This is a genomic window from Amycolatopsis sp. lyj-346 (assembly GCF_046548975.1).
Classification (GTDB): Bacteria; Actinomycetota; Actinomycetes; order Mycobacteriales; family Pseudonocardiaceae; genus Amycolatopsis.
On record NZ_JAJPWT010000013.1, the window covers coordinates 224,682 to 247,984 of the forward strand.

The following is a 23,303-nucleotide window of genomic DNA, read 5'->3' on the forward strand; positions in this document are numbered from 1 at the left end:
CTCTCGGTCACGGCCCGCCCGCGGCGGTGTTCTCCAGCGGTGGCCGGGCGGCTGCGGAGCGCCGTTCCAGAAGGTTCAGCGCCGGTGCCGCCATCACGGTCGTGATCAGGGCCATCAGTACCATGACGGTGAAGACGGTCGAGGTGATGACACCCAGCTGCAAACCTGTCGTCAGGATGACGATCTCGGTGATGCCGCGGGTGTTCATCAGGACGCCGATCTTCAGCGAGTCACCCCAGTCCTCACCGGCGAGACGGGCCGCCACCGCCGAGCCGCCGAGTTTGCCTGCCACGGCGACCCCTGTCACCGCGAGCACGAGGAACAGCCCGGCCATGGTCAGCTGGTCGACGCGGGTCGACAGGCCTACGACCGCGAAGAAGATCGGGAGCAGCAGGGTCGTGACGACCACGCTGATCCGGTCGCTGAGCCATTCCTGCCAAGCGGGCCGGCGCGGCATGACCAGCCCGGCGAGGAAGCTCCCGATGATGGCGTGCACCCCGATCTCCTCCGCGATCCAGGCGCTGAGCAGCGTCACCACGATCACCGCCCACACCGGCGGGTCACCCTGGCTCCGCAACAGGGGGCGGACGACCAGCAGCATCCCGGCGACGAACGCCAGGGTGAGCCCGAGGGTGACCAGCGCGGTCGCCGGTCCGGAAGCGCCGACGACCGCGACCACGATCGCCACCAGGATCCATGCCGTGACGTCGTTGATCGCCGCGCAGACGAGGCTGATCACCCCGGTCCGCTCGCGGGCCCGCCCCGACTCGACGAGCAGCCTCGCCAGCACGGGGAACGCGGTCACGGCCATCGCCGCGCCGAAGAACAGGTAGAACGCGAGCGGTTTCGTCCCGCCGCCGAACTCCGGATAAATGAGAACCGCGAACCCCACGGCGAGCAGGAGCGGCACCACGATGGAGCCCTGCGCCACGATCGCCACCGTGCGGCCGCTGCCACGCAGCGCGCGGACGTCCATCTCCAGCCCGATCAGGAACATGAACAGCACCAGCCCGAACTGGGCGACCGTGCGCAGCCCACCCACCACCCCGTCCGGGAAGAGGTACTGTTCGACCCCGGGCAGCACCAGGCCGAGCACGCTGGGCCCGAGCAGGATGCCCGCCACGATCTCGCCCATCACGCGAGGCTGGCCGATCCGGCCGAACAACCAGCCGACCGCGCGCACACTGATGATGACGATCCCGACCGCGAGCAGCAGCCGGACATTGAGTTCCGCGGCGCTCACGGCCGGCTCCCGTCGCTGCAGCCGTGGCGAAGGTTTCTCCCCCTCGTACGAGGAAGTCTCATGACCATCGGGATCCCCCCAGATCCGTGCGTTCGTCGCGGTTGCCGACAGCGCGACCGCCGGTCGCGGTGAGCAGATACACCGAATGCGGGTGGCGCCAATCCTTGCGCGGTCACGCCACCGGTCGTCGAAGTCGTCGAAATCCGATTTCGCGCGCGCCAGGCGGACTCCATATAATTGTCAGGAGCAGCCTGGACACACTGGTGAATCGCCTATTCAAATCCCCTGAAAGATTTACAACCCACGCACCGGCCGCCCCTGACCGTCGCGCTCATCTCTTCAGCGTAGACGCGTCGGCCCGAGGGCGTCAACGGGCACACAAGGGACTCCGGGCAGTTGCCCTGATCGGAGTACGGCCCATTGCGAAAGTCCACGCCGGCAGGGTCAGTTCGCCGTGGAATTCGAAGCGGGGTGCGCACCGAAACGACGTGCGGTCGATTTGACCGAGCGGCCGACAGTTCTCGTTGAAATCCATAAGGGCCACGGTCGTTTCGAGATCGTTTGTGATCTGACCTGATCGGGTCGGTGTGTCGGCGAGGGCGGTGGTCTACGAGGTTGCCGACCGCAGCGTCGAGATCGCACCGGCGCAGCCCCGTCCCACTGGTCGCCGGGCACGAGCCGTGGCGTGGTTTACTGCCCGTGCGGCCGTCGCATGGTGGGGGAGATCCGGCACGGCCGGGCCTACTACCTGTGCCGGCCGAGCAACAACAACCGCGGACGGCCCGACAACTACCTGGGCCACCCCAAGACCCTCTACCTGCGCGAAGACGTACTCCTCGACGCCGTCACGGCGTTCTTCGCCGACCGCGTCTTCGGCCCGGAACGCCGAGCGATCCTCGACGCTCAGCTGGCCGGCATGGACACCCGGGAGGCCGACGAGCACGAGGCCCAGCGCGCTCAACTGCAGAAGGCCTTGGACGGCCTTGCCAAGAAGCAGGAGTCGGTCCTCGAGCAAGCGATGAACGGAGACCCCGACGACGCGTTCACCAAGGCACTGAGGGGGCGGTACAACGACCTCGAAACCCAACGAGCCGATCTGGCCGCCAAGCTTGCGGCCGTTGACGCGTCGATCGGAGCCGAGCCGGACACGCCGAGCATTGAAGCCCGCTCGATCCTCGACGCGCTGCCGTACCTGGCGGTGAACCTGGCAAAGGCACCCGAGGAGCTCCTGAGGACCCTCTTCGAGGTGGTCCAGCTCAGCGTCCAGGTCCACGACGAGGGCGAGCATGCGACAATGACGATCACCCTGCCCGCCGACCAGGTCGGCGAGGTGGCGAGCACAGCAGAGAGGATTGGCGACCAGATGAACCCGCAAGGAACGCCCGAGGGGCGTGCCGGTGGGGTTCTGGATCGTGCCCCCGGTGAGATTCCGGCGGCAATCACACCAATCGTCCTGCCCGAGGGGCTGCTGATCCGGGTCGACGTGCTGCTGGTGATGGAGCGTCGGCCGCGGGGTAGTGCGCAGTGAGCGGGGTTGCGCGTTCGGCTCTCCGGCAGAGCGTCACACGCTAGATGTTGCGGGTTATGACGTTGGTGACGCGGGCGAGGGCCTGAGACAAGGGACGGGTCTTTCAGCGGCAGGATGAGAAGTGCGACCCACTCGTCCACCGAACAGAAAGACTCGTCCGTGTCCCACCCTAACGCCCCGCTGTCTGTCGAAGGCCGCCGCCGGCTCGTCGCGCGTTGCCAGACCCACCCGATCGCCCACGTCGCCGCCGAGATGGGCATCTCCCGCCAATGCGCATCCAAATGGGTCAACCGCCGGCGCCGCCACGGCGAGGCCGGCCTGCTCGACCAGCCCAGCGTCCCGCGCCACCAGCCACCGCGAAACGGCAAGGTGCAGAAACCGCTGTAACCCTCAACCTGCACCAGCCCGCCGTTCGCCGGCCTGTTCGGTGAGAGCACAAACCCCGGCCAGCGCAGCCCGCGCATCGGCGACGACATCGGCCCGAGCGGAGTGGGCATGCACCCGCTAGGAGAGCGGACGAAGAGAGTGTCTCCAACGGCCCGTTCAACGCGGCGCAGAAACTCGGAGAGGGCAGGTTGCGAGAAGTAGAGGGTGCGAGCACCACGGGTGAGACTACGCGCATCGGCAACGACCACGAGCGCGCGCAAGTGGGGCAGTTCAAGCTCCACGGCCTTCACTGTAGGCGGAATGATCAGCGGAAGCAGCCGACGTGAGTCGGTCCCGGGGCAGGTGATCTGGGTCAGCGCCTCGGCAAGAGAGCGCTGCGGCGTGGTGACGAGGACGCTGAGCCTGTCGAACAGCCGAGCCGACCATCAGCTGGGCCACTGCGCCGGGTCGCGTTGACGAGATCCGGTCTCGCTCGCCGGACACCTTCCCGGTGGGTGCCGCTCCCGCAGTGCGGCACCCACCGGCCGGCCGAGCCGAGGCACGCCAAGGTCCTCGTCGGCCGGGATGTCGGCTCGCGACCGCCACCCTGGGCCGTCATGGCAAGGGCGTCGGCCGGGTGGCCAAGGCGACGCTGACTTCGCGACCATGTCCTCAGGGCGCCTTCAGGTCTCCGGCGGACACTCGGATTAGCCGGATGCCTGTGATCTCGGTCAGCTGGTCGTACAGTTTGGGAAGAACCGCATTCGCCGCCCGAAGCGACTTCTCGTCCAGGACGTCCTTGCACAACCGATCGAACCAGTCTTGAACCAAGCTCACCTTGGCCTCCGATGCCGTCTTCAGGTACTTCTCCAGCTCGGCGATGTGATCGTGCCGGCGGTTCAAGATAACGCGCGGTCGCTCGGTCGCACTTGTTTCGAATCGTCGCCTCACGAGACCGACGTCGCGCGCAACGCGCTTTTTCCCCGGTAGCTGCAGAGTCAGCGACGCTCCGAACACAGTTCCTTCCGCCAGGGCGTAGTCGGCGCGCAACAACCGCCAGAATTTTCCCTCGCGAATCTCCGGCAGCACGGCCTGGAAGTCTTCATACAGTTGCGCCGCTTCGTCGACGAGCCGCAGCCGGGTGTCATGCGGCCACGCCTGTTCCAGCAACGAAAGCTCGTGCTTGCTACCCACCACGATCCACTGTGACAGGTCGGTTGCGCGGACGAACGCCGGGAACGCGGCGTGCGCGCTCAATGACTCGACGATCGCGACGGCGCACTCCTCCGGTGCGATTTCGTTCAGCATGATGTAGCGAATCTTGCCGTCCGCGCCGGATACCTGCACAGGGCAGTAGTTCCGATACGCCGACGCCGCGGCCTCGAGAACCTCCTGATTCGGATGAAATTCCGTCACTGCGCCTCGGTGCCAGTAGTTGTGAGAACGACTGCCGACCAGAAGGTCCGACAGGGCCGCGTACACCGCGTTGTGCTGGTCTCGGGCGGTGATGCATGACGCTCGCACAGCCTGTGCCAGGTCAGGGAGGATCTGGGACACTTCACGGTGCACCAGCTGCTCGAGATTCCGTTGAAGATCCTCGTCGAGGTCGAGAGCGTTACGAGATGCTGTCACCGGCGCGTTGTCTCGTCCGAAGTCGACAGTGATGTAACACCCGGACAGGTGCAGGTCGCGCTCGTACTGGCGGTTTTGGTTGTGCGGATTGTCTCCCGGCTCGTCAGGGCTGATGTGCCGGTGATGCTTGACTCGCACCCCGTCGACGCAGTATGTGATGGCAGTGTTCCCCATCTCGCTGTATTGAGGTTGATCGGAGTAGCGGTCCTTGCGCTTGTGGGGCTTGGGATGGTGCAGGATCTCGATCTTGAAACCGACGCGGTACGGCCCCAGTTCCTGCATCCCCGATCGCGCGATGGGTACCCTCCCCTTGCAGTGCTCCTTGTATCGGGTGAGGCTGGAGTACTCCGCGAGTGATGCCGGCAGCCCGAGGTCTGGTGTCACCGTGACACTAGGGGGTAGGTAAGCGAAGAAATCCGACATTGCCTCGCGGAATTCGGCCGCCGTCAGCCTGTCGGACAACGAGATCCGGATTTCCGTCCCGACCGGGCACTGGGTGAAGTCGGTGTAGAACGGGCGGTCGGGTCCGGAGAACTGGACGGCGATGCCGTACGCCGGACGGGCGTCCACGGTTCGGGTCTGCACCTCGACCAACGAGGCGACGCTGAACACGGACGCGAACCCGATCCCGAATCGTCCGAAGAACGTGCTTGCCTCATCCGTTCCTTTTTCCGCCAGGGAGTCCCGCCAACCTGACCGGCCCAGCACCGCCAGCTGAGTGGGTATCTGCTGGTAGGTCATGCCCACGCCGTTGTCCCTGACCGTCACGTGCTGAGGCCCGTTGAGCTCCACTTCGACCCTCGGCACGTAGGTGCTGGCCCTGTGGGAGCCGAGTTCCGTGGCGTCGACTGCGTTCTGGATCAGCTCGCGCAACCACACGTGTTTGCGATCGCCGTACAGCGCACGCCCCATCAGCAGCCGGGTGATCGGCCGTGGATCCACACGGACCTCGTGCACCTGGAGGGTACGGGCACCCCAGCCCGGGGTGTGCAGTTCGAAGTGGGTGGTGGGAGCGATCAGGTGGGACCTCCGCCACAGGTCCTCCAGGTCGGCGAGGTATCGACGGACCATGTGTTGCGCCTCCGCAGCGAGGTGGAAACCGCTTCGTTCGGTCACCGCCAGGTCGATGTGCACCCGGCCGTCGTCCGCGGCGGCGCGGAGGTTGACGATGTTCCTGTTCCGCTTGCTTCCGGGGGGCAGTTCGGTGCCCATCAGGCCGGGCATGTCGAGCAGCTGAGTGAGCCGGGCGAATGCCCAGAGGAGGCTGAAGCACCGGGCGACGGGCGAGTTCTGCACGCTCGTCGCCCGCTTGAGCCGCTCCGGCTCGGTCAAGCTGACCGACTCGACGAGGCGCCGGGTCACCTCGAAGTCGGCGATCTGGCTGCTTGTAGCTACTTCGGCGAGCAGATCCATATCGCGCTTGGTCTGCGCGGCGCACCGGAACTCCGCGCTGGCGTCCGCAGGGTTGCCGGTGTTGTGGATAATCGACAATTCCGCCAGCACGTACGCCAGCCCGAGCTGGTCAACATCGCCGTACGCCGTCAGCGGCGCGTTCGCATCGACGAGCTCGACGACCTGGCTGAACATGTCCAAGGTGTGCCGGGTGTCGGAGTCGCATTCGAAGCGCCCGGCAAGAGTCGCGCGAAGCTTGTCCACGACGGGCGCCATGCTTGCCAGGCTGGACGCTCCCGGCGATCTGCGGTCGCTTTCCGCGACGACGGCGTGACGGAGCGCCTCGACCTCTACTCCCGGCATCCACATCCAGGCGTCCTGGGCGAATTCCTTCTCTTCTACGTGAACCCGAACGAAATGCGAGGGTGGGACCGTGGTGCGCCCGGCGACGACCACGTCGGTGTACAGGTCGTGCGACAGTACCGCGAGCAGGTGTGCTTCGGGCACGTTCGCCAGAGCTTGCCGGGCACGGTCAGAGTCGATCAAACGGCTGACCTCGACCACTGCCTTCCCGACGAATCCGAGAGGCCCCGGGCATACTGGACCGTGCGTGATCGCCAGCCGCAGCCTCAATCGGGAATCCAGCGGCCGGACGCAGTTGCGCCGGTACAGTTCCGTTGCGAGCCCGCTGATGAACGCGTCCAGGACCCGATGTTCTGGTTCGGACGCCGGGATCAGCGCCAGCTCCTCGTCGCCTCGTGACTGCTTGATCCAGGCATCGCGGTTTAGGCCGGCAGCCCGCGCTGCAGTGTCGAGGACGTCGCTCAGGTCCTCTTGAACTTGGGACTGTTTGACGTCATTGCCCTTGCCGTATCCCTGGACATCGACCGAGAGGCACAGCCGGCGTGTGAAATCTTCTTGCATGCGCGGCAGCCTGGCAGGTATCGGGGAGCGAAAACCGGTGCGATTCCCGGTTTCCCGTCATCACTTCAAGCCGGATCCTCGTACTGCCGCAGCAGCTCGACGTCGGTGATCACGATGCGGCGATAACTGTTTTCGATCAAGGCATGATCCCGCAGGCGACGCATGGCCTGCCGAACGGTCTCCTCGCTCGCGCCGATGAGCTGGCCCCACTCCCGCTGTGACAACTGGATCCCCACCGCGCGTCCCTGTCCGGTGGCGTGGCCGAACCGATCGGCAACATCGGCGATCATGCGCGCCAGCCGAACGAGCACCGGGTACTGCGTGAACTCATGCCGACAGCGATTGGCCCAGTTGAGCCGGCTGGCAAGCATGACCATCAATTCACGTTGGGCCTCAGGCCACTCGGCGAGGAATTGATCAAAACTGCCGCGTGTGAACTTCCGAACCGCGGTCGCGGTGCACGTCGTCACGGTCGCTGTGCGGGGCGCGCCGCAGATGGAGGCGAGTTCCCCGATGACATCTCCGCTGGTTCGAAGGCCCAGCAAGCTTTCGTCGCCAGCTTCGGAGGTGACGACGACCTTCACGCAGGCACGGGGGCTTGATCGGGCGTTTTCCAACAGGAGCACATCCGTGTCCCAGTCGCCTTGGCGAAGCAGCGTTATGCCCGCAGGGTACTCGGTCCAACCACCGCGGGACGACAATGCCGACTGGGCCGGGAGACTCAAGCGGTTCATGAACGTGCCGTCCGCCCACTGTGTCATCCCGGAATCGTAGCTTCACCGGCGTGCTGGTATGACGTGCGGAATCGGCAGGGGCAGCGGTCGGCCACTGAGAAACCGGTCTGGCGCCTTGTCGGTGATGGTCCCACTATTCGCACATGTTGTCTCGTAGTGGGTGCGCTGTTCGGTGATCAACGTGATCCTGTGGGAATGTCCTGTGCACAATGGCCTCGGTAAGCCGCACCCGCGCCGGCACCGTCTTCAACAGAACCTCTGCCAAAGATGTCGGCAACCGGCCGGCGCCGATTACACCTACGACGCCGTCGGCCAGTTCACCCGACGCCTTGGCGCGCGGGCACCACTTCAGTTACGACTTGTCGCTGGTCGCGAACATCTGCTCGGCGCCGAGCTGGAAGCCGCAGGCTGAATGCAGGTACGGCACTGCCTGACGCACGGCTTGGCCAGTGGCGCGGCGCCCGAAGTCTGGCCGGCCCCGTCGCGGCAAGGCAAGCCGCATGCGTCGACAGTTCTGCGGCCGAGACAGAATGGAAAGCACTCGGTGAACCTCTACGGTGCGATCAGCTGCGCTCGCGTCTACCTCGCCGGGGCACAGCACATGGCCGATTCGGTCGCAACCGAGCTGAACCAGCGACTGACTTGGAAAGACGTCCCCCGAGTTCCGCTGCTCGCCAACCCTGCGTAGGACGGGCGGCGCACCCTCGGAGGCCGACGGCAGCTCGTTGCTCGGGTCGATCGCGTCGAGGGCGGGTTCGCCTGAGCGGCTTGAAGCGAGCGGCACGCGGGCCCCTGCCTCAACGGCGTGGCCGGTAGAGCCAAGCACGCCCGGAGAACCCCTTTTCCGGCATGGAGACCGCGGCTTCGACGAAGTCCTGCCCCGTCACGCCGCCGTAGCCGTGCCGGCCCACGTCCTGGTAGACGGTGTCCGAGACGATGATGGCGCAGTCGAGTTCGGGATGCTGCGTCAGCATCGAACGCAAGGGCGGTGAGTCGAGGAGCCGGTGGATCGCGATCGTTGACCAGCCAACCCAGCCGTTGACGCTGGGTTGGACGAGACCACGGTCGATCGCGACCCGGATGCGCAAGCGGGCGTCGTCTTCGAGTGCGTCGTTCGCCGCCCGGGTGGCGCGCACGAGGCCGTCGAGCAGCCGGGGGAGCACCACTGATTCGTCGAGTCCGGGAGGCAGCACCGCGTACTGGCCGTCCCCCGAACTGTCGGTGACCACGAGTGACTCGGCTATGCCGGAGTGGGCTCGTGCCGACCTGAGCAACTCCACGAACCGCTGCTGCACCCGGGCTGATTCAACGGTGGGTATCCGGCTGTAGGAAGCGATGTCCGCCGCGACGCACAGCCGTACCGACGCCCGGGAAACTGCTGCCACCGGAGGAGTCGGGCTGGGAACCGGTGCTTCCGGATCGGCGGGCAGCGAAACCGGGAACGTCCACGGCCTGTCGGTGCGGCCGTGCTCGACCCGGTTCCGGAACGAGAACGCCGTCCGTGGTTGACGGAACGAGGCATCCACTCGGAGGGTCAGTTCCGCATCGCGTGCGCGGGCGGTCGCCGGGACGACCAGTTCGAGCAACAGGGGGCCGGACGGCAGGTGTCCGCGGTCGAAACCGCCGATGTACCAGCTGAAGGTGGAGCCACCGATCCCCGAGACCGTCGTGATCCCGGAAGGACCACTGAGATCGGCGACGGTCGCCGTCGTCAGGGTGCCGCGGACGAACACGACCGCCAACCGCCGGCGGTCCGACCGCGGTTCGAAGGTCAACGAGACCGTCAACGCGATCGTGTGGTCGGGCCGCGTCGTGACACTGACCGGCCAGCAAACGGCTGCGGATAGGGCAGGGGACGTGCTCGGGCCGGTGGTGAGCGTCCGCCGCTCTGGCGCCACCTCGCTCATCGGAGCGGGGGGAGGTCGTGCCGGGTCCGGTCGTCCCCGATGAGGTATGCCGCGTGCGGGGCGATCAAGGCGGCGCCGGCGCGGCCGTGCTCGATGTCGGACGAACTCGCCTCGATGATGGTCGGCACGGCCGGATCGGCACTCAGCTGGAGCAGGGTGCGGTGCAGCACCAACGCCGGGCGGCTCGCCAGGACGAGGCCGTGGAACTCGAGGTGACGCAGCTGTTTGAAGGACTCGCCGGGAACGGGTGCCGGCCCCTCGACCACGGTGCGCAACGGCGTGAACCCGAGCTCGCCGACGTGGTCGGCGAGCTCGGGAAAGCCGACCAGGTCCAGCTCTTCCGTCAATTCTCTTCGCAGGCACTCCACGGCGTCTTCGCGGTAGACACCAGCGGCGAACCACCGGGAGAACTCCGGAACCGCCCGCGCCGGCAACCGGCCCCGCAGGTCCGCGGACATCCCCGAGTCGCGCGCTACCCAGCGTTCCGGCCGGAAGTCCCACGTCTCCAGCAGGTCCGCGGCGGGGGCGAAGTACTTGAACGCGCCGCCGGGCGGCGTGAAGGCACCCGGCCTGGATTCCGAGCTGAACAGCACGTAGCGGTCGTCGTCGCTGATCCGCACCAGCGCTGCGCAGGAGATCCGGACGGTGCTCGAGCCTCGCCGTGCGGCCACCGGCCGCCGGTGCCGGATCAAGCGTGTGGCCGGTTCACGTCGTCGCACGGGGGTTCTCCTTCCGGGGCGCCGGACTCGGTGTTCGAAGACAGCTGTGCCACGGCGGCGCGCAGAACCTCCGAGATCGGGCGGTCGACCGTGCCCGCGTTCGAACTCAGGGTCAGTGCGGTGTCGCCTGCCGCCGCGGCCAGTTCCCGCAGATGGGGCACAGCGGTGCGCATCCCTGCCGTGACGACGGCCCGAGCCCAGCTGTCGATCTCGCGAGGCGGTGTTTCCTGCTGCGGCCGGGAGGCCAAGAGGGCCGCCCGCGCCGGGGCGCTCAAGTCGTCGGGACCGGCCTTGCCGGAATCCAGGACGTCCCAGCTGGCCAGAGCTTCGATGCCGAGCACGACGTCGGTTTCGTCGCCGCAGAGGAGGCGGTCGAGGTCGGCCAAGCCGCCTCGGCACCGCGCCAGCGCCAGCTTCCACGGCCAGTGGTGACGTTCGGGTATCTCCCGCGCGGCGAACGACCGCGTGGCGGTCCACGCGAGCCGGACTCCCCGTTCGCGATCGGCGCGGAAGAGGGCGACCACCAACGCGGACATTCCCTCGAGCGGGGGCGGCCCAGGAGCGGCGAGGACAGCCGAGAAGAGCCCTTCGGCGTCGTCGACATTCGTTTCGTCCACGACCGCGGCGGCGATCAACAAGTGGTGATTTTCCGCACTTCCCCAGTCCACCGCCCACCAGACGTCGCTCGACCGGCCGGGCGCGTCCCGGAGCAGCCGGTGCGCGGCCTCGGCCGCTTCCGCCGTCGAGCCGTGACCGATCTGGGCGAGCCATGCGTCGGGGGCCGGAACGGCGGTGCCCGGCACGTGGGGATCGAGCAGTGTTGCGACACCGGAGACGTCGAACGCGAACCGGTGCCGGAGCAGGATCTCCTTCGCCGAAGGGTGGGGCGCGATCGTTTCCAGGAGATCGAGGCGTTCGTGCCGAAGGTGCCGGGCGTGGCCGACGTCGGTCGCGGCGCCGAGTTCCTCGACCACCGCGTCAAGCCGGTGCTCCACAGCGTCGTGGTAGGCGGCGCGTTCCGGCTCCGGAAGCGCGACTCCGAGCTCACGCAGGGCTTCCGCGGCGTGGCGGACCACTTCCCACGAGTCCGGTTCGGATAGCTGCGCGGCGATGTGGAGTTCCAGGCCCCGCAGCCGGAACCGGCTGACGGCACGCAACGCCGCCACTCGCAAAGCCGGGTCGGCAGGGCCCGCCAGAACTGCGAGGGCCGAGTCGGTCAGTGCTGCCCGTGCCGACCGGTGCTCGAAGCCAGGGCGGGCCCGGTCGGTCAGCCGTTCGAGCGTGGCCAGTGCCGTCGCTCGTGCGTCGGACCGGGCTGCGCGATCGCGCACGACTTCGGCCAGCGCTTCGGGGTCGCCGAATGCCTGAAGCCCTTCGGGCCGCAGCTCGGCACGAAGGAGCTCCTGCTGGGTCCGGACGAAATGCGCGACCAGCTCCGCCGGCGCGTGGTGCGCGGCGCGGAGCAGCTCACCGGCCCGGACCGGTTCGCCGGAGAGCTTGCCGATGATGCGGCGGACGATTTCCGGGCTCGTAGTCGGCAGGCTGGCGAACAGGCACAGCGCGTGGTGCCAATTCGGCCGGGCGGCTTTCGAGACCTGTTCCGCTCCGGTACGAGACCGCAGGGCGTAGGCGGCGAGGAAGTCCCGATCGGACCGATCAGCGAGCCGTGACCCCGAATCGCCGTCACGTCTGAAAAAGTTCATCGCGGCGTGACACGCATCCGGTTCGACGACACCACCATCGAGCAGACCAGCCGCAATCCGGGCGGCGGCAGCGAACCCGTCGTCACCGAGTTCCTTCCGGAGGCGCCGCTCGTGCAGGGAGTGCGGCCGGGCCGGGAGCGCACCCGACCGGATGTGACCGAGCAGCATCGCCAGCGACCGCGGCTGGCGGAGGTCGAGCGGTGTCCACACCGGATCGTCCAGCAGCGAGTGCAGCAGCACCGGAACCGCCTCGGGAGGTGCGTGCTGGTAGAGGAAAGCGCCGATCGCGGCCTCGTCGAAATCCTTGAGCCGCAGCTCTGGGAACGGCAAGCCGTGGTCTTCCCGGCCGGCGACCACGATCGAGAGGTGGGGATGAGCCGTGTGAATTCGCTGAAGCTCCGCCACCGCTGCCGGGCGGTCGGGTGCGTCGTCGAGATCGTCGACGAGCAGCAGCACGGCCGCAGTGGACAGCGTCTCTGTGGTCAGCAAGGGAGAGCCGACGTGCCCGGCGGTGAGCAGGACGGGGATGCGGCGGCCGCTGACCGCCGTCCGATGCGCGATCTCCCGCAGGAGACTGGTCTTGCCCGAGCCGCGCCCACCGGTCAGCACAGAAACGGTCGTCCGCAGCACGGCATCGACGGCATTTCGCGTTGTGCCCGGTGTGCTTGTGTCCTCGACGAGCAGGTCGATAAAGGTCTCGTGGTCACGCCGGTGCCCGGCCAAGACCTGGTCGCGGTAACCCGTGCTGAGTGCGCTGACGATCCTAGGCCGCAGGCCGGCCACCGCCCGTTCGCGGTCGACCGGAGACCAATGGGCGAACGGAGACGGTTCGGTCAGCCACTCCGTCGCGACCGCGGCCGCGGCCACCACGGCCCGGATCTTCGCGGGGCTCTGCACCGCGCCGCTCCACTTGAGCGTGCGATGACCCGCGAGGAGGAGGTGGGAACGGTGGTCGTGCACCCATTCCGGACCGGCGTCGTCGTGCGGGTAGCAGGCGTGCGCCCGCGCCCTGATCCTGAACAGGACCTCGAACTCGGTCGTCCCGGCCCCCGTGAGCAGGCCCAGGCCGAGGTTGCAGGCTTCGTCCGTAGTGGCGCCGCGTTGGAGCAGATTGCTCGCCACAGCCAAGGCTCGCTGCACCTTGAGGAGGTGCGGGAGAGCCGCGTCGGCGAAGACGTCCCGCAGGAAGGAGATCTCCAGCCACGCGTAGTCGGCTTGTTGCGGCGCCTCGCCCGTCGTGTGGGCGTAGTCGATGAAGCACGGGTGGTCGCCCACCACGACCACGTTGCCGACGTTCAAGTCGCCGTGAGCGGCGGAATACACGCGGTCGACGGTGTTCTCGGTGAGCACCTGAGGGAGAGCCGCGAACGGGTCGGCGAACACGTCGTCACCGACGTGCCACCTGCCACCGGTGACCTCGTCCGGACACACGGAGTCCGTGACCAGCCGGCGTCGTTCGGCACCGCGGGTGGTGAGCACGGTCCCGCGGACGACGCTGGTTCGTCCGAGCTCTCCGCGGTAGCCGATCTTGATGTCCTGGCCCCCGAGGAACGCGCCGTCCGCTGCGAGCCCGCGCACCTCGACCCGGTCACCCGGCTGCAGATCGGTGTCGAGTCCGCCCAGCGTCCGCCGGAGCACGACGTCGTCGGGGTGCCAGGGTGCGGCACCGTCGTCGAGGTCCAGGGTGAGACTCGGACCGAGCCCAGGATTGAGGGAACGCAGTGAACGGATGCCGGGATGCAACTTGTGGGTTCGGTGCAGGGCTGCGGCGGCGCCGCGCAGGGTCCGGTCGAGAACGGTCAGGGCGGCCGGGAGCCGGGTGGCGTCCGCGTGTGCCGCCGCGACGAGTTCGCCGAGTGTCAGGACCGCATCCCCCGGTTGGCCCGTGTACTCGGAGGCCTCTCCGTAGACGAGCGCACCGAGCTCGTCCGGGCTCGTGCCCGTGACGACGTCCGAAGTGGCCGCGATGACCGGCGCGAACAAACCACTGACGAGCGTCTTGACATGACTCTGGTAAGCCTGCCACTCCCGGTGGAGATCGCCCGTCCGGTCGATCTTGACGACACATCGTGTCCGGTGTCGTGCCTCGTGCCGGTCCGCGAGCAGCACGGTGCCGCCACTGCGGCCCCCTCCCAGCGCGCGGACGACCTCGACGTGATCGGTGGTGGCGGGCCAGCTCCCGGCGCCGCTGTCGGGGATGCGTCGCACCAGCCACCGGATTTCGGGGGACCCGGGTGATTCGGGGCCGAAGGTGACCTCGACACTGTGGTTCAGCATCGGTACGCACCAGCTTCACGGGCGGAGGGACGACGGTGGACGGAAGTTGCACGTGGTCGACGCTCTGCGCCCGGTACGCCGAGATCAGGGGTGACGCACACGCTTACGACCTCGGCAGCCGGTGGCGGCGGCTGGTCGACGCCACCCGTGCGGGGACCGCGACGCTGCTCGAGTGGGACGCGCTGCTGGACGAGATCGAAACGCGTGCCGACGAGGAGCTCAACTTCATCAGCAAGGGCAACGAGCGGGCGCGGCGTCTTATCGCACTGCGCGCTTCCGCGGGGGACTTCGGGTGCCCGGCCGATCTGTGCGACCGGCACGCGCCGGAGGAGCGTGCCGACCGCGCCCCGGTGTGCCCGTTGCTCGAGAAGCCCATGGTCCCGGGCCGTGGACGGCCCGGTCACCTGGCGGCCCGGTAGGAGGGGTGGTCCCGGTCCGCGCCCACCGCGAGGTGCAGCGGAACCGGGAACGACGTGCGGTGGTCCCATGACACCGGGTGCTCGCACAGCCGTGCGGTGATCGCGGCGAGCTCGGCGGGCTCCCAGCCGCCGGCTCGCACGACGAGGATCTCCGTGGCGGTGTAGGCGTGCCAGGAGGCGCGTAGTTCCTTCTTCCGCTCAGCGGGCAGCGTCCACCGGGTGAAGTTCATGCTCGGCCGGCCCGCCAGGGAGTCGAGCTTGCGGGATAGCCGGGGGAACAGCCATAGCGGCTGTGCCGATTCGGTCAGCCGGTAGAGCTTGGGCTTGCGGCCGGGCGAACCCGGGGTGTCCGGGTCCGCCGGGCGGCGGCCGCCGAGCCGGTCGACCGGTCGCCCGATTTCGGCGATGTCGTCGTTCAACCGGACGAGGGCAACGTCGTGGCCGTCCTGGACGAGGCGGTCTCCGGGAAGGGCGCCGTCGCCGAGCGACTGGTCCCGCAGGCCGGGCCAGATCGATCGCGTCGCGACAGTGTCGACGAACAGGACGACCGGAATGCCCACGCGGTCCCCCGTGACCAGCTTGCGGAGCATTTCGTCGACGTGGGCCCGCGTGCGGGCGGCCTTCTCTTCGGACCGCCCCAGGTACGGGTCGCCGATCGAGCCACCGTGGAAGTCGGTGATGCCCCGCGCCGCGGTACGCCAGTCCTGTGTCGTCGTGCTGGCCATCAGCGTCGACCACGATCCCTCGGGGCACGCGTGGACGGCGACCAAGGTGAGCACCAAAGGCACCTCGCCGTCAGCGGTCTGCTGGCGACGTGCGTGGATGCCGACCAGCAGCGCTTCCCTGCCGAGCAGGTTCTCGTCCGCGCCCGGCGGCCGGGCCAGGTGCCGTCCGGTGGCCCCGGCGATCCGGAAGAGATCGCGGAGGGCGCTGCGGGCTGCGTGCGCCTTCGCCTCGACCTTCGCCTCCCGCTGCTTCTTGGTCCGCGGTTGACGGACGCCGGCGGGGTCGGTCGCCAAGAACTGCGACGGGATACCGTGCTGGGCGAGCAGCCTTCGCAGGTATGGCTTCTTGTCGTCGTCTTGCTTGATGTCGACCTCGGGGTGGTATTCGGTCTCGACCCACGCGACCACGAGCTGGTCGTCCGCGGGTTCCCAGTCCATCGTGCTCTCCAGCAGCGCGGCCCGGCCGCCCGGCCCGTGCCGGAGAAGGTCGGGGCAATGCCTGATCAGCACGTCCACGCCCTCGATGACGGGTACGGCCGGGCCACCCTCGACCGGGGAAACGTCGGTATCGGCCAACGCACGGAGTTCGCCGAGCATCCGCTGGTGGGCGTCGGTCGTCGCGTACAGGCAGGTGATGAGCACGCGCTGGAAACCGGTCGAGGACACGTCGACGTCCGGTAGTCCGCTCTTCGACGGCCGTTGGGGGACGGAGATCTCTTTGGCCTGCCGGTAGGTCAGCGTCCGCAGCTGCGGAAGGCAGTTCGTGACGTGGGCGTGGAGCCGCGCCATGTAGCGCGGTCCCGGGCCGCTGCCGACATCGTGGCGCTGGAACTCGCGGGTGCTCGGCCGCGCCGCACCCGGTTCCGGCGGCAGTTCGGTACCGACCTCGATGCCGCTCGTCTGGCACGCCTCGAGAACCTTCACGATCGGTGGATCGAGGTAGGTCACCCACTCGTCCTCGGTGCGGCGGTGCCGGACCGGGAGACGCAGGATCGGCTTGTCGTCGCCTCGGTACAGCCAGGTGTTCTTCGTGAAGGCCCAGTCCGTCGTGAAGCGGGAAATGTGCGCGTCGAACGTCACGATCAAGTCCTCGACGCCGCCGCGGGTGGTCAGTTTCGCGCTGATGCGGCCCATGGCGAAGATCCCGGGACGACTGCCGGCGAGCAGATCGGCCCGATCCCACGCGAGGAGGCAGCCGTCCGTGTCGATCATCAGCCGCTGGCTCCTGTTGCCCGCCAGGGCCAGCGGGCGCTCCGCGAGTCTCCGCATCAGCTGCCAGGTCGCGATCCGGAACACCCAGCCGGGTGCGAGCGGGACCGCGCCCGGCCGGTATTGCACGTGCTCGGCGAGCAGGCGCGCTTTCTCGGGCGGCGGAAGCCGGTCGGCCAGCTCGGCGTCGGCGGCGCCGCTCCGGACCTGCCGCTCCCACGCCCGGACCGCCGGCTTGAAGCGGTGGTCCAGCGCCTTGTCGGTGATGAGCAGCATCCGGTTGCCTCGAGCGCGTTCGTCCTCCCCGAGTTCCCATTCACCGAAGAGGCACACGCGCTGCCCGGTGGCCGCCGTGAGCGCGGTGGCGAGCGCGGAGTACGGCTGCCGGTGGGTTCCGCGCCGGGGCAGCTGATCCCAGATCCGCTGGAACTCTTCCGACAGGGGATAGGCGGTGACCGAGCCGAGCAGGTCAACGACATCTTCCCGCGGGAGCCGGAACGCGAGTGTCGTCAACATGGTTTCTCCGGGGTGTTCGCGTTCTTGTCGGCGTAGTCGAAAAAGGCCTGCAGGGTCGTGCCGTAGAGCGATTCCATCCTGGCCAGCACACCGGTCGTGCGCCACTCCTGCCTGAGCTCCTGCACGAGGGCGGCGAAATTGGGCCCGCGAGACGGGTTCAGGAACGCTCCGTCGACGAGGTGCAGTCGTGTGTCGGTACCGCCGCGACGTGCGCGTCCCACGAGCTGAATCGCGCCGTTCAAGATTTCGGCGACGACACCGAGCTGCGCCGGCCGCGGCTGGCTGCTGAAGTAGGGCTTGCTCCGCACGATCTCGTCGAAGTAGGTCCCCGCCTCAGTCCTGCGCCGCTCCAGCACCTCCAGCGGGTCAGCGGCGTCGCCCGGGACCTTCCGCAGGGCCGTCGACTGGATGTGGGCGACGAGCTCTTCGGGCTCGTCGATCAAGGGGATCGGCCGGACGAGCAGCCACACCGACCCCAGCGCCGAGCGGTCGCCGGCGCCGATGATGTTCACCCCGCGCTGCACCCGCGCGAGCGGAGCGATGAGGATGTTGCAGGGATGCCGGGGCAGCTCGTCCAGTTTGTCCGCGGGGAGTTCCCGCCAGCCGTCTTCGTGGGCGTGCACCTCCGCGGGCGTCCGCTCGCTCTTGTCCGGCCTGGTGGCGAGGCAGATCCTCGGGGGTTCGACCCCCGCCGCCACGAGACCTTCGGCGATGAGCTGCCCCGAGGCGTACGACGTCGTCGCGAGCAGGACCCGGGCGCGGTCCTTGTCGTTTTTCTTCAGCTGGGCCAGCTCGTCGCGCAGGTGCTCCTTCCAGAGGAGCGTCGCAAGCTCCCGCGTCGCCGCGTCCCGCTCGGCGCCGCTGAGCCCGGAAATCCGGATGGCGCCGCCGACTTCGGCCGGGACGACTTCCACCGAGTCCGTGTCATCCCGCACCCACCACCGCGGTTCCACGTGGACGTGGTGGTGCGGTGCCAGCGGGAAGAACGCGGTGGCGGACAGCCCGAGCACGACGCGCCGGGTGCCGGCGTGGGCCAGCGCGGTCGTGCCGCCCAACTGGGCGACGTAGACGTGCGGATCACCGCCGAAAGCAGCAGCTCGCAGCCACGCGTCGTCACTGTTGTCGGCGTCGACGTGCTCGGTGAACGCGAAGACCAGCCGCCCCAGCGGACCGGTCGGGGTGAACCGCCAGCGCCCGTACGTGCCCAGCGCGTCGGCGATCACCTGCACGGATTCGATGCCGGCGTCCACGAGCTGAGGGCTGTTGTTCATCAGCCGGTGCAGGTAGACGCGGATCCGCTCGAGGATGGCCCGGCGCACGAGGCGGTCGACCACCTTCGCGCGCTCCTTGCTGCCGGGGACCACCGCGCGCTCTTCGGCTGTCTTCTCATCGGACTCTTCTTCCTCGTCCGCCGGCCGAGGGCCGAGGAGACGGTCGAGCTCGGCGCGCACGGAGGCGACGGTGCCCGCGCCCAACCCGGCCGTGGTCAGCAGTTCGAGCAGCGGCCGCATCGCGGGGAAGAAGCCGGGTTCCCCGGCGTGGGGGTGGCAGTCCCGCCCGGGGAACAGGGACTGGAACACGACGACCTGCTCGGGTGCGACGTCCTCGTCGGTCATGCCGAACAGGCGCGCGGTCAGCCACGCGTCCCACCGGCGGGGCACTGTCCACCGGCGATGCACGCCCGGCGCGGGTTCGCCGATCCGGCCGTAGGCCAGGTGGCTGACGTAGTTCTCCGACAGGTAGCGGATCGCGTGGTAGGAGTCCCGCACGCTCGCGTCGACCTGGGCCCGGACGCGGCCGAACGCCGCCCCGAACTCGTTGTCGAGCCGGCGCAGCTGGGTGTCGATGTTTCCGGCCTCGTCGAGCACGAGTCCCCGGCCGGCCTGCGAAATCGTGCCGCGCTGAAACTCGTCGACCTCGTCGATGACCACGACGTGACTGCGCCGCATGACCAGCTCTTCCACCGACATCCGGTCGGTGACGCCCAGGCCGTCGTCGACCGGGAACTGGAGGACGCCCAGATGTAGGTTCGCGTGCGAGGTCACGATGACGTCGGCCGAGAGCGCCGCTCGTACCAGCCGGTAACGACCGCAGGTCGTCCGGAACGGGCACGCGACGGTCCGGTCCCCGTCACCGCGTTTGCGCGGCTGCTGCAGCGAGGTGCAGGGTTCCTTGCCCGGCGTCCAGGTGTCGACCGCCTCGTCGGTGGAGGCCGCGGCGGCGAGGGCGCAGCCGTAGCCGAACTGCCGCCAGACCCACTCGGCCGGCGGCCCGGTCACCATGCGGGCCACGTCCATCATGGACCTGGGCGAAATCAGGGGCGTCACGGTTCTGCCCGGCCGGATCGCGGTGAAGGCCGTTTCGATGGTGTGGGCGTACTTCGCCACTTCCGCGTTGTTGGGCAGGACGTAGGTGACGACGACCTCGTTCTCGACGGCCCAGCAAGCGAAGCTTTCGATCAGCACGACCGACTTCCCGAACCCGGTGTAGGCGATCAGCTCGTTCAGCTCACCCGCTTCGAGGACCAGCTTCGTCCCGGTCTCGTCGAAGGTTCCGGGGCGGCCTCGGATCTTGTCGATGAACCTTCGGACCGACTTGGTGCGGTGCTCCGTCCCGAACCGCTCGTCGAGCGTGACGGCGATGTCTTCGAGCTCGTCGAGCGGAACTTCGATCCGTTCTCGGTCGGCGGCGGTGGTCACCACCGCCGGGTGGCTCGCGTCGGGAAGGTGGTGCTGCCGGATCTCGTAGCGGGCGTCGACGATTTCGTCGTGCCCGCCCTCGCGGGGGACGCGCAGGATGGAGCGGTGCCCGCCGGGCTCGGCCACGGGGACGCACCGGGGACGCTTCTGCTCCAGGCCGTCCAGGACCGCCAGGCAGTCGTCGGTGAACCGCAGGGGCGCCATGCCGAGCTCGACCAGGAGCAGCCCGGAGGTTTCGTAGTCGTCGGCACGACGGCAGCCCGGGAGTTCGCCGGCGTCTAGCAGTTCGTCGAGGACTTTCCTCGCGACCTTCGCGTCGGCGAGCCGGTTGTGCCGCATGCGCATCAGCCGGCCGAAGCGCAGCCGCTCGGCGGACGGCAGGACGCGCCACCGGTCCCAGGCCTCCAAATGACCGTCGAGCACGAAACCCACGTGGTCGGCGCGGACGAGGTCACAGCCCGGCGCGGGGGAGTCGACCGGGAAGTACGCGGTGGCCAGGCCGAGTGCGGCTCGCACCGCGAAGAGGACCTTCGAATCGTCCTTCACCGCGCCTCCCCGGCCGCCCGGCGGGCCAGCTTGACGGCGTCCTTTTCCGAGAGCGCGGCGAACCCGGCCTGCCTGAGCGGGTCGATCTGGTGGGAATGCGTGTCGGGGAGCAGGAGCATCGCTTTGGCCCCGTCTTCCCGCAGCCGCCTGATGAGCTGCTTCAGGGAAGCGCATTCCTTAACGTCGTAGTGGTAGTCGCCCGTGACGACGTGGAGGTCGTAGGTGTCGAAGCCCGGCCAGAGGTGTACCTCCGAGTACCTGCGGAGCCGTTTCGCCAGCCGGAGTTCGGTCACGCCCGGGACGACGACGGACCGCCACACCCCGGCGTCGACGCACTCCACCCCGGCCGCCGATCGCGCGGCCGGTCCCCGGTGCCCGGCGTTCAGGACGAGCCGGGGCCGTCGCGCCGTTTCGTCCAGGCCGAAGCGTGCTCGATGCAGGCGGTACGGGCAGCGGACCTCGGGTGGATCGACGACCATCGGGTACTTGCACACCGGGCAAGGCCACCAGTACTCGCGCCCGTCACGACCGGTGTGCTTCTGGTGAGCTGCCAGCGGCCCGCATCGGCCGGCGGGCCGGGCGCCGGCCTGGAGGCGCTCGTCGGGAAGCAGCTCGGGCAGGCCGGTCGGATTCTCGATGATGAACTGGCGGGAGTTGACGTAGACCTTCTGGGAACCGTCTTCGATCAGGGCGCGGAACACCTCCCGGCTGACGCGGTCGGACCGCATCCTGGTCCACGACGGCAGCCAGTCGCCGGTGCCGGCACCGGTGCGGTCGAGTGGACAGGCGTACTCGGCCGCGAGATCGTGTGCGGCGTCGGTCAGCTCGTCGCCGTCGAGCAGCTCGATCTCCCCGACCCCGGTGTCGTCCGACGAGAGCATGAGCCCGCGCAACGGCCGGCCGAGGGCCTCGACGAGGTCCAGCGGACCCGTCGGCGACTTCCCCGGGCCGTGCGCCTCCATGATGACACCGGTCATCCGGCAGATCTCGGTCATCGCCTCCCCGCCGTGCTCGTCCCGGGTGGACCACGCGTAAGCGGCTCGCACCGCCGCGGCGATCACCCGTTCCTCGCGGACCGGCACGGTGTCGTCTTCGTTCACTCCTCGTCCTTCTTCGCGTCGGGACACCACAGCGCCACTTCGCACGTTTGGCAGGCATCTCCGGGCTGCGCGGCCATCGTCAGGTCCGCGTGCCACGGCGCCGCGAGTTCGTGGACCACCTCACGGGCGCGGGCGACGAGCCAGTCCTGGTCCGGTGAGAACCTGTCGACCAAGGGGCCCGCCGGAGTCAGCCGTTCGAGTTCGATGCGTGAAGTCGGGCCGAACACACCTTCTGCGGCCAGCACCAAGGCCAGTGCGACCTGCGGGTATCGGTCCAGCAGGTCGCCCTCGTGGATCTGCCCGGTCGACTTGGTCTCCCGGACGACGACGGTGTCTCCCTCGGTGTAGAGGGCGTCCACGGAGGCGTACACCACAACGTCGGCCTCGGGGTCGTACACGACCACGTCCTGTTCGGACCGGATCGTGTCGGCTCCGCTCATCGTCCGGACCGGGCACCACAGCGAGTGGTCGCCGATCATCTGTTCGCCGAGCAGCGCCGCTCGGCCGGTGACCCCCCACGCCGGCCACCACGACGGTCCGGGCGGGACGTCCCCCGGACGGCACGGACGCGGTGGCTTCCGGTCGTGCTGGTGTTCGAGCCAACGGTGCACGGCCTTGCCGCGCCGGGCATCGAGGCCGTACTCCCGATCCTCCGGGTAAGGCAACCGGAGGTCGCGCAGGTGTGCCTGCGCAGGGCACGTCCGATACCGGCGTCCGGTGGTGACGCTCCAGCTCCGGGCCGGTTTGGACTTATCGTGGATGCCGAGCAGGCCGGGCCGCCGCACCAGTTCTGGGCAGTCGGAGCGCAGCGGGCAGCGGACGCAGTCCCGGCCCGGCCGGTAGCCCGTTCCTTCGGTCACGTCTCGCAGGACTTGGCGCGATACCTCCCCGTAGAGGTGGCGGACCCTGGTCGCGGTTTCGTCGAAGACCACGGCCCATGAGCCATCGGAGAGTCCGATCTCGACTATGCGGACGCGGTCCACCGCGGCCGCTGCCGGGCTCACGACCAGCGGGGCGCTCCACGGGCCGATTACCGTGTGACCCGCCACGAGCACGAACGCGATGGCGGCCAGTTCCGGAAGCTGAGGTGGCGGCACCTCTCGCCGGTCGGGATCGACCGAGTGGGTACGCAGCAACCGGATCTCACGGACGTCGCCGTCCTCGCTCTCGTACCACCGGCCGGAGGCCCGGATCTCGAACACGTCGTCGTCGGGTCCCGGCCGGATCGGGTACTGGACGGCCCACTCGCGAGAACGCGGGTGCAGACGCCGCCCCGACGCGTGAGCCAGCGCCTCGTCGGCGCGCAGGTAGCCGAGCACCGCGTGCTCGGCCCACCGGAGGAGGCCGGCGTGGCACCGGGAACCGGAGGGGGAAGCGCGGTGGCGGCGGTGTGCCTCGGGGACGCTCATCCCTTCGAAGACGATGAGGTCGAGTACATCGCGGACGGCCTGGTCAGCGAAGGTTTCGAGCCCCCTCTTCTTGATCGGCTCGTCCGGGCGTGTCCGGGAGCCGGGCCGGCACTTCACGGCAAGACTTCGTGGACACGCTTTGTCGGCCTTCGCGATGTAGCGGGGGCTGAGCCGCAGGATCGACCGCTGGGTCGGCGACACTCAGCCGGCCTTCCGCGGCTTCGCCGCTATCCTCGCTGCTCGTCCAGCGGGATC

At 68.7% G+C, this 23,303-nt stretch carries 13 protein-coding genes and 2 pseudogenes; 4 read left to right on the plus strand and 11 right to left on the minus strand.

Features of this window, described 5'->3' with window-relative positions; translation table 11 throughout:
- Positions 1-7 precede the first annotated feature (7 nt).
- Positions 8-1,243, minus strand: a complete 1,236-nt coding sequence (locus ACLJQE_RS32565; protein ID WP_410643357.1) for a cation:proton antiporter — start codon at positions 1,241-1,243, stop codon at positions 8-10.
- A gap of 685 nt (positions 1,244-1,928) precedes the next feature.
- On the opposite strand from ACLJQE_RS32565, the gene ACLJQE_RS32570 reads away from it, so the two are divergent.
- Both ACLJQE_RS32570 and ACLJQE_RS32575 read left to right on the plus strand, forming a co-directional pair.
- Positions 1,929-2,771 (plus strand): recombinase zinc beta ribbon domain-containing protein, encoded by an 843-nt coding sequence (locus ACLJQE_RS32570; RefSeq protein ID WP_410643358.1) that lies wholly within the window; start codon positions 1,929-1,931, stop codon positions 2,769-2,771.
- A gap of 159 nt (positions 2,772-2,930) precedes the next feature.
- Positions 2,931-3,125 (plus strand): annotated as a pseudogene (locus ACLJQE_RS32575) (helix-turn-helix domain-containing protein); the annotation flags it as partial.
- A gap of 185 nt (positions 3,126-3,310) precedes the next feature.
- Here the strand turns inward: ACLJQE_RS32575 and ACLJQE_RS32580 are convergent.
- The 3 genes and pseudogenes from ACLJQE_RS32580 to ACLJQE_RS32590 all read right to left on the minus strand — a co-directional run.
- A pseudogene (locus tag ACLJQE_RS32580) lies at positions 3,311-3,448 on the minus strand (LysR family transcriptional regulator); the annotation flags it as partial.
- Positions 3,449-3,809: 361 nt separating this feature from the next.
- Positions 3,810-7,085 carry an ATP-binding protein gene (locus ACLJQE_RS32585; protein ID WP_410643359.1) on the minus strand — a complete coding sequence of 1,092 codons (3,276 nt, stop codon included), beginning with the start codon at positions 7,083-7,085 and terminating at the stop codon, positions 3,810-3,812.
- 65 nt (positions 7,086-7,150) lie between these two features.
- Positions 7,151-7,846 carry a Crp/Fnr family transcriptional regulator gene (locus ACLJQE_RS32590; RefSeq protein ID WP_410643360.1) on the minus strand — a complete coding sequence of 232 codons (696 nt, stop codon included), beginning with the start codon at positions 7,844-7,846 and terminating at the stop codon, positions 7,151-7,153.
- A gap of 145 nt (positions 7,847-7,991) precedes the next feature.
- Between ACLJQE_RS32590 and ACLJQE_RS32595 the strand changes: the two genes are divergently transcribed.
- Positions 7,992-8,231: a hypothetical protein gene (locus tag ACLJQE_RS32595; RefSeq protein WP_410643361.1), complete on the plus strand. Its 240-nt coding sequence runs from the start codon at positions 7,992-7,994 to the stop codon at positions 8,229-8,231.
- Positions 8,232-8,616: 385 nt separating this feature from the next.
- Here ACLJQE_RS32595 and ACLJQE_RS32600 read toward each other — a convergent pair whose 3' ends face one another.
- The 3 genes from ACLJQE_RS32600 to ACLJQE_RS32610 form a co-directional block, all read right to left on the minus strand.
- Complete coding sequence (locus ACLJQE_RS32600) at positions 8,617-9,606, minus strand: hypothetical protein (protein ID WP_410643362.1); 990 nt, start codon at positions 9,604-9,606, stop codon at positions 8,617-8,619.
- A 116-nt stretch (positions 9,607-9,722) separates the two neighbouring features.
- A complete protein-coding gene (locus ACLJQE_RS32605) occupies positions 9,723-10,397 on the minus strand; it encodes a hypothetical protein (RefSeq protein ID WP_410643363.1) in 675 nt (224 codons plus the stop codon).
- Between the two features lie 17 nt (positions 10,398-10,414).
- Positions 10,415-14,425 (minus strand): hypothetical protein, encoded by a 4,011-nt coding sequence (locus tag ACLJQE_RS32610; protein WP_410643364.1) that lies wholly within the window; start codon positions 14,423-14,425, stop codon positions 10,415-10,417.
- 35 nt (positions 14,426-14,460) lie between these two features.
- Between ACLJQE_RS32610 and ACLJQE_RS32615 the strand changes: the two genes are divergently transcribed.
- Positions 14,461-14,844: a hypothetical protein gene (locus tag ACLJQE_RS32615; RefSeq protein WP_410643365.1), complete on the plus strand. Its 384-nt coding sequence runs from the start codon at positions 14,461-14,463 to the stop codon at positions 14,842-14,844.
- Here the strand turns inward: ACLJQE_RS32615 and ACLJQE_RS32620 are convergent.
- Genes ACLJQE_RS32620 through ACLJQE_RS32635 form a run of 4 tightly spaced genes read right to left on the minus strand, consistent with a single transcriptional unit; the run spans position 14,826 to position 23,165 of the window.
- On the minus strand, positions 14,826-17,294 hold the full coding sequence (locus ACLJQE_RS32620; RefSeq protein ID WP_410643366.1) for an RNaseH domain-containing protein: 2,469 nt from the start codon (positions 17,292-17,294) through the stop codon (positions 14,826-14,828). The genes ACLJQE_RS32615 and ACLJQE_RS32620 overlap by 19 nt on opposite strands.
- Positions 17,288-20,539 (minus strand): hypothetical protein, encoded by a 3,252-nt coding sequence (locus ACLJQE_RS32625; RefSeq protein ID WP_410643367.1) that lies wholly within the window; start codon positions 20,537-20,539, stop codon positions 17,288-17,290. Before ACLJQE_RS32625 ends, ACLJQE_RS32620 begins: the two co-directional genes overlap by 7 nt.
- On the minus strand, positions 20,536-21,639 hold the full coding sequence (locus tag ACLJQE_RS32630) for a hypothetical protein (protein WP_410643368.1): 1,104 nt from the start codon (positions 21,637-21,639) through the stop codon (positions 20,536-20,538). Before ACLJQE_RS32630 ends, ACLJQE_RS32625 begins: the two co-directional genes overlap by 4 nt.
- Positions 21,636-23,165 (minus strand): PD-(D/E)XK nuclease family protein, encoded by a 1,530-nt coding sequence (locus ACLJQE_RS32635; RefSeq protein WP_410643369.1) that lies wholly within the window; start codon positions 23,163-23,165, stop codon positions 21,636-21,638. Before ACLJQE_RS32635 ends, ACLJQE_RS32630 begins: the two co-directional genes overlap by 4 nt.
- Between the last annotated feature and the right edge of the window lie 138 nt (positions 23,166-23,303).

What these genes read in the sequence shown, in the direction of transcription:
- ACLJQE_RS32620 (WP_410643366.1), bottom strand. Translation starts at nt 17,294, where the DNA reads ATGTTGACGACACTCGCGTTCCGGCTCCCGCGGGAAGATGTCGTTGAC.
- ACLJQE_RS32590 (WP_410643360.1), bottom strand. Translation starts at nt 7,846, where the DNA reads ATGACACAGTGGGCGGACGGCACGTTCATGAACCGCTTGAGTCTCCCG.
- ACLJQE_RS32585 (WP_410643359.1), bottom strand. Translation starts at nt 7,085, where the DNA reads ATGCAAGAAGATTTCACACGCCGGCTGTGCCTCTCGGTCGATGTCCAG.
- ACLJQE_RS32610 (WP_410643364.1), bottom strand. Translation starts at nt 14,425, where the DNA reads ATGCTGAACCACAGTGTCGAGGTCACCTTCGGCCCCGAATCACCCGGG.